A 1,786-nucleotide genomic window follows, 5' to 3' on the forward strand; every position below is an offset into this window, starting at 1 on the left:
CGGGGTGATGGGTGGCTGGTCGTTGTTTGAGAACTGCACAGTGGACGCGAGCATCTGTGGCCAAGTTTTTAAGGGCGCACGGTGGATGCCTTGGCACCAGGAACCGATGAAGGACGTGGGAGGCCACGATAGTCCCCGGGGAGCTGTCAACCAAGCTTTGATCCGGGGGTTTCCGAATGGGGAAACCCGGCAGCCGTCATGGGCTGTCACCCGCTGCTGAACACATAGGCAGTGTGGAGGGAACGAGGGGAAGTGAAACATCTCAGTACCCTCAGGAAGAGAAAACAACCGTGATTCCGGGAGTAGTGGCGAGCGAAACTGGATCAGGCCAAACCGTATGCGTGTGATACCCGGCAGGGGTTGCGCATACGGGGTTGTGGGATCTCTTTTTCACAGTCTGCCGGCTGTGAGGCGAGTCAGAAACCGTTGATGTAGGCGAAGGACATGCGAAAGGTCCGGCGTAGAGGGTAAGACCCCCGTAGCTGAAACATCAACGGCTCGTTTGAGAGACACCCAAGTAGCACGGGGCCCGAGAAATCCCGTGTGAATCTGGCGGGACCACCCGCTAAGCCTAAATATTCCCTGGTGACCGATAGCGGATAGTACCGTGAGGGAATGGTGAAAAGTACCGCGGGAGCGGAGTGAAATAGTACCTGAAACCGTGTGCCTACAAGCCGTGGGAGCGTCGCTGTATGTGCTTGCACATGCAGTCGTGACTGCGTGCCTTTTGAAGAATGAGCCTGCGAGTTAGCGGTGTGTAGCGAGGTTAACCCGTGTGGGGAAGCCGTAGCGAAAGCGAGTCCGAACAGGGCGATTGAGTTGCACGCTCTAGACCCGAAGCGGAGTGATCTAGCCATGGGCAGGTTGAAGCGGAGGTAAGACTTCGTGGAGGACCGAACCCACCAGGGTTGAAAACCTGGGGGATGACCTGTGGTTAGGGGTGAAAGGCCAATCAAACTCCGTGATAGCTGGTTCTCCCCGAAATGCATTTAGGTGCAGCGTCGTGTGTTTCTTGCCGGAGGTAGAGCACTGGATAGGCGATGGGCCCTACCGGGTTACTGACCTTAGCCAAACTCCGAATGCCGGTAAGTGAGAGCACGGCAGTGAGACTGTGGGGGATAAGCTCCATGGTCGAGAGGGAAACAGCCCAGAGCATCGACTAAGGCCCCTAAGCGTACGCTAAGTGGGAAAGGATGTGGAGTCGCAGAGACAACCAGGAGGTTGGCTTAGAAGCAGCCACCCTTGAAAGAGTGCGTAATAGCTCACTGGTCAAGTGATTCCGCGCCGACAATGTAGCGGGGCTCAAGCGTACCGCCGAAGTCGTGTCATTCCAGCACATACCCCCAACGGGGGCTGGGATGGGTAGGGGAGCGTCGTGTGCCGGGTGAAGCAGCCGCGGAAGCGAGTTGTGGACGGTTCACGAGTGAGAATGCAGGCATGAGTAGCGATACACACGTGAGAAACGTGTGCGCCGATTGACTAAGGGTTCCTGGGTCAAGCTGATCTGCCCAGGGTAAGTCGGGACCTAAGGCGAGGCCGACAGGCGTAGTCGATGGACAACCGGTTGATATTCCGGTACCCGCTTTGAAACGCCCAATACTGAATCAGGCGATGCTAAGTCCGTGAAGCCGGCCCGATCTCTTCGGAGTTGAGGGTAGTGGTGGAGCCGACGAACCAGACTTGTATTAGGTAAGCGATGGGGTGACGCAGGAAGGTAGTCCAACCCGGGCGATGGTAGTTCCCGGGGTAAGGGTGTAGGCCGTGTGGTAGGTAAATCCGTCACACA

1 rRNA gene (running past one end of the window) is annotated in these 1,786 nt (G+C 57.1%); it reads left to right on the top strand.

Going from position 1 to position 1,786, the window contains the following annotated elements:
• The first annotated feature begins 58 nt into the window (after positions 1 to 58).
• Positions 59 to 1,786: ribosomal RNA gene (locus ACIBCU_RS38265) — 23S ribosomal RNA — on the top strand; it runs 1,497 nt beyond the window's last position.

The organism is Streptomyces sp. NPDC051064 (assembly GCF_044455985.1).
Taxonomy (GTDB): domain Bacteria; phylum Actinomycetota; class Actinomycetes; order Streptomycetales; family Streptomycetaceae; genus Streptomyces.